The organism is Anaeromusa sp., assembly GCF_028691475.1.
GTDB lineage: Bacteria > Bacillota > Negativicutes > Anaeromusales > Anaeromusaceae > Anaeromusa.
Window position 1 is genome coordinate 7,546 of record NZ_JAQUZF010000086.1, and the last position, 4,589, is coordinate 12,134.

Sequence of the window (4,589 nt, forward strand, 5' to 3'; positions counted from 1 at the left end):
AACACGGCTACCAACGGCTTGAGCAGGGTCAGCACAAAGACATCATAATAAGACTCCCGATGCGTCAGCCCGCAAACAGCCATTAACGTCACCAGCGCCCCGCTGTGGGGAACCGTATCCAGCCCCTCCGAAGCCAGGCAGACGATGCGGTGCAGCACCTCCGGCGACATCCCCAGCGAGGCGCCCCAGGCCAGCCATTCCTGCCCCAGCATGCCTAACGCAATCGTCAAACCGCCCGAAGCGGAGCCGGTCACAGCGGTCATCACATTGGTCGTCAAGATGGCGGAAACCAAGGGCCCGCCGCCTATCTGCAAATGAAGCAGCGCATCCTTGATAGCAAAAAAGCCAGGCAAGGCGGCAATGACACTGCCAAAAGCATAGCCGGATGCTGTATTCAAAATCGCTGGAATAGAGGCCATAGCTCCAGCGTTTAACGGCTGCATTAAACCGCCCTGACGCCGCATTTGACGCCGCCCAACCATGGCGGCGCAGACGCTGCCGGCCAGAAGCGCCAGGCAAATAGACCAAATCGCCTGCACTCGCTCCACCGAAGGACTTAACAGCGACAACTTCAACACTTTCATCGCCGCAAGGCTGTCCGCCGGCCAATGATAGCCCCAAGACCAGTGGAACGGATTGCTTAAGTACAAATTGACTAAAACAACAACCAACAATGGCAGCGAAGCCGTCCGCCAATCGGGCAAATTTGTTTCCACCCGCTCCGGTTCGTTGAGAATATGCGCGCCATAGCCTTCTCCCTGGGCGGCTAATTTCCTGTGACGCCAAGAAATCCAGCCCCAGCCCAAAAGGAAGTAAGCCGCCGCTCCCACCAGCCCCAGCCCTACGCCAGACCAGGTCGTGGTGCCAAAAAAGGCCGTAGGAATAATATTTTGAATCTGCGGCGCCCCAGGCAACGCAATCATAGCGTAAGTAAAAATCCCCATCCACAACACCGCCGGCAGCAACCGCTTGGGGATGTCCGCCTGGCGGAATAAAATAGCGCTAAAAGGATACATAACAAAAGCCACCACAAAAACGCTCAGGCCGCCGTACACAAGAACGCCGCACCCAAGAAGAACAGCCAGCACCGCTTGCTGCGGTCCCAAAGATCGCACAATCTGCTTGGCCACCGCCGCCGCCAAACCGCCGTCCTCCATGATTTTCGCAAAAACAGCACCTAGTAAAAACACCGGATAATACACCTTAACGTATTCCGCCGCTTTCGTCATATAGAGTTCACTGTACACCGGCATCAAAGCATACTCGCTGCCCACAGCCGCCAGTATCGCAAAAAAAGGAGCTACCAAAATAATAGAATACCCGCGATACGCTGCCACCATTAAAAGAATCAAGCTGATAAAAATGAGTCCCGCTTCCAATGATTCATCTCCTCGCACCTGCAATTTTTCTTTACTTTTGGATTCGCCGCCAAGCAAAAGGGTTCCTTCCTTTTACTTTTTGCATCCCTCAAGCAGGAAGGTGGTTCCAGCACGAAGAATTACTCCTCCATAAGAATTTTAGGCCAAAGGAGTGATGCATATGTCCAACACCACACCAAATCTGCCTCATGTCGTCATTATCGGCGCCGGCTTTGGCGGCCTCCAGGCGGCCCACCGCCTTTCCGCCTCTCCGGTCCGCATCACTTTAATTGACCGTCAAAACTATCAGCTCTTCCAGCCCTTGCTGTATCAAGTGGCCACTGCGGGCTTGTCTGTAGACGATATCGCGTATCCGGTGCGAGCCATGGTCAAAGATTGGAAGAACGTCCGCTTTCATATGGCCGAAGTTCGCAGCATCGATTGCGCGGCCAAGATAGTGGTTACCGAAGCGGATACCCTTTCTTATGACTACTTGATCGTCGCTGCTGGCGGGGCTACTAATTTTTTCGGTCTCGCTAATGTGCAAAAATACGGCTTTGGCATGAAAACCTTAGACGAAGCCGTCAATATCCGCAATCACCTGCTGAAAATGTTTGAGCTGGCCAGCCATGAGCAAAATCCGGAGAAACGGCGGGCGTTACTGACCTTTTTGGTCGTTGGCGGCGGCCCCACAGGAGTCGAGTCCGCCGGCGCCCTTTCCGAGCTGATGTACCATGTATTGGCCCGGGAATATCCGGATCTCAACTTCAAAGAAGCTCGCATCGTACTGCTGGAAGCCTCGGACCGACTCTTAGCCAGCATGCCGGAGGCGCTGCAAGAAGCAACGCGCAGCACCTTGGTGCGCAAGGATGTGGAAGTACGCCTCTGCACGCAAGTAGCCGACTATGACGGCGAAAAAGTATCGCTCAAAGGCGGCGAGGTCATTCCCGCGCGCACTCTGATTTGGGCCGCCGGCGTAGAAGCGGCTCCCCTTACCAGTACGCTGCAGTTGCCGCTGGACCGCCAAAAACGCGTCAAAGTCCGCAACACGCTGCAGCCGGACGGTTTGGACGATGTCTTTATCGTAGGCGACGCCGCCTGCTTTGAACAGCCTAATGGCCGACCGCTGCCCATGGTGGCCCAGGTTGCCATTCAACAAGGCCAGCACGCCGCGCGTCAAATCCACCTGCTTCTGCGCGGCCAAGACGTACTCCCCTTCCTCTATGAAGATCTGGGAAATATGGCCACCATTGGCCGCAACGCCGCTGTCGTGCATATGGGCTCCGTGCAACTGCAAGGCTTTAGCGCCTGGCTGTTCTGGTCTTTTGTGCACATTCTGCGGCTCATCGATTTTCGCAACCGCTTTATCGTCTTCGCCAAGTGGGTCTGGGATTACTTTGTCTACGATCGCACCGTGCGCATCATTACAAGGCAATAATGGAGAAAATTGAACAAGAGCAAAGAAGGGTACGTATCACACAGAAAAGCCAGCGGAAAGCAGAGAAATATAATTTTAATTCATAAAACCCTTTCGCGTTTTTCGTGTATTTCGCGGTTCGATTATAAATTCGTATAAATTTTAGTATATAGAAAAGCGCAGAGCCGCCGGTTATTTTTACCGATGGCTCTGCGCTTGATTTATTTTCCGGTTCAGGGGGACGGTTCTCCTATTCAATCCTTTTTCTCTCTTAACTCTGGCCTTTCCTCTGCTTCTCTGTATAAACCGTACCCCGTTCGACTCCTTCGAGTCCTCACGTGACTCCGGTTCTCTTGTTCAATCCCCGTAGTTCAAGCCTTCTTAGCCGATAATTTCCTGCACTCGCCCGACAATGCCGCCCTCCAGGCGCACTTTGATGCCCCGATGGTGCACGGCGCTGTTGGTCAAAATATCCTTGACTACCCCTTCGGTCAATTCGCCGGTGCGTTGATGGGGCTTTTGCACCACCTTCACCCGCACGCCGGGGCGGATGTCTTTACGTTGTGTTCCTCCCATGGCCAAACTCCCTCCTGCCCGCGCCGTTCTTCGGTAAAACGGCTCACCAGGCTTTCCTTTTCCTTGCGCGACAGCTGCTTCAGCTGCCATTCTCTTCGCTGCGCGGCGCGATACTCCTCAAACTCTTCCCAATAGACCGGCTGCACCGGCCCCCGCCCGCGGGTATAGCGAGCTCCCTTACCGGCATTGTGCGCCGCCAAACGCCGCGGCGGATCGTTGGTCCAACCGATATAAAAGCTGTCGTCCGCGCATTTTAAGATATAGGTCCAGGCAGTTACTGCCATGTCTGCCATACCTCTGGACAATACCCTACCGTCGCCTTAGCCCCGTTGCGCACAACCGGGGTTTTTAAAAGCAGCGGGTGCTCCAACAGCTTTTCTTCTACATTATGCAAAATGTATCGCAGATTAAGACGCGCCGCTTCCTTGCCGTTCGCATCAGCCATTTTCTCCACGCCCCCCACCGCCTGGGCCACCGCCCGTAATTCGCCCTTAGAAAGACCGCGAATATTCAAATCAATAAAATGATACGGCATGCGGCGTTCTTTAAAATAACGCTCCGCCTTGCGCGTATCCTGGCATTTTTTCGTGCCGAAAATCTGGATGTTCAGCGCCATTTCCTTACCCCTTTTGCGGCATATCCAGCCAGCGCACACCGTCTTTCGCAAAATTGCGCGTCAGATGCATGATCACTACCAGCGGCGTCAGCTCCCGCGTTGAAGATTGGTAATCGCTGGTCGCCGCCAGGCGGCCGTCCGCCACACGGTACACCGTTTGGTTCAGTGAAATTACATGTCCGTTCACTTCCTGGCGGAGGCGAGTCACCTGCACCTCTGTCCGCACCAGCCACTGACAGCCTGCCTGTTTCGCCGCTTCCAAATCACCCTTCGGCGTGGCTGCCGCCGCATCTGCCAGCACATAACCCTTCAAGGCCCGCCGATACTGCCGCTCCATCACCTGCTGCATAAAGGGCTGTTCGGCCTCCATTTCTTGGGGCAGCTTAAAGCTGGCCGGCACGACATAGGCCTTAGGCCCTTCGCCTTCGCTCTGCCTGGGAGTCACAATTTCACCGGCTTTTTCCGCTTCCTGCAGCGCCCGGTAATAGTCCTTCATGGCCACATCCATGTAGACCGCCATGGAATGCGGTTTTTGGTGCATATAGTTTTCTTCCTGCCAGCGCACCTCTTTGCCGAACTGCGCATAACCGCCGCCAAATTTTTGCACCAGCCCGGGAACGGG

The 4,589-nt window shown here is 54.7% G+C and carries 5 protein-coding genes and 1 pseudogene; 1 reads left to right on the top strand and 5 read right to left on the bottom strand.

Features of this window, described 5'->3' with window-relative positions; all coding sequences use genetic code 11:
• A partial coding sequence (locus PHF27_RS10785) for a GntP family permease (protein WP_300069721.1) occupies positions 1-1,379 on the bottom strand: 1,379 nt, incomplete at its 3' end.
• A gap of 160 nt (positions 1,380-1,539) precedes the next feature.
• Here PHF27_RS10785 and PHF27_RS10790 point away from each other — a divergent pair.
• Positions 1,540-2,796: an NAD(P)/FAD-dependent oxidoreductase gene (locus PHF27_RS10790; RefSeq protein ID WP_300069708.1), complete on the top strand. Its 1,257-nt coding sequence runs from the start codon at positions 1,540-1,542 to the stop codon at positions 2,794-2,796.
• Positions 2,797-3,156: 360 nt separating this feature from the next.
• Here PHF27_RS10790 and PHF27_RS10795 read toward each other — a convergent pair whose 3' ends face one another.
• The 4 genes and pseudogenes from PHF27_RS10795 to PHF27_RS10810 all read right to left on the bottom strand — a co-directional run.
• Entirely contained in the window at positions 3,157-3,351 is a 195-nt protein-coding gene (locus PHF27_RS10795; RefSeq protein WP_300069712.1) for a YwbE family protein, read from the bottom strand.
• Positions 3,306-3,635 carry a GIY-YIG nuclease family protein gene (locus tag PHF27_RS10800; RefSeq protein ID WP_300069715.1) on the bottom strand — a complete coding sequence of 110 codons (330 nt, stop codon included), beginning with the start codon at positions 3,633-3,635 and terminating at the stop codon, positions 3,306-3,308. Before PHF27_RS10800 ends, PHF27_RS10795 begins: the two co-directional genes overlap by 46 nt.
• Positions 3,626-3,961, bottom strand: a complete 336-nt coding sequence (locus PHF27_RS10805; protein WP_027938752.1) for an arsenate reductase family protein — start codon at positions 3,959-3,961, stop codon at positions 3,626-3,628. Before PHF27_RS10805 ends, PHF27_RS10800 begins: the two co-directional genes overlap by 10 nt.
• 10 nt (positions 3,962-3,971) lie before the next feature.
• Positions 3,972-4,589, bottom strand: a pseudogene (locus PHF27_RS10810) (hypothetical protein); the annotation flags it as partial.

What these genes read in the sequence shown, in the direction of transcription:
- PHF27_RS10795 (WP_300069712.1), bottom strand. Translation starts at nt 3,351, where the DNA reads ATGGGAGGAACACAACGTAAAGACATCCGCCCCGGCGTGCGGGTGAAG.
- PHF27_RS10790 (WP_300069708.1), top strand. Translation starts at nt 1,540, where the DNA reads ATGTCCAACACCACACCAAATCTGCCTCATGTCGTCATTATCGGCGCC.
- PHF27_RS10800 (WP_300069715.1), bottom strand. Translation starts at nt 3,635, where the DNA reads ATGGCAGTAACTGCCTGGACCTATATCTTAAAATGCGCGGACGACAGC.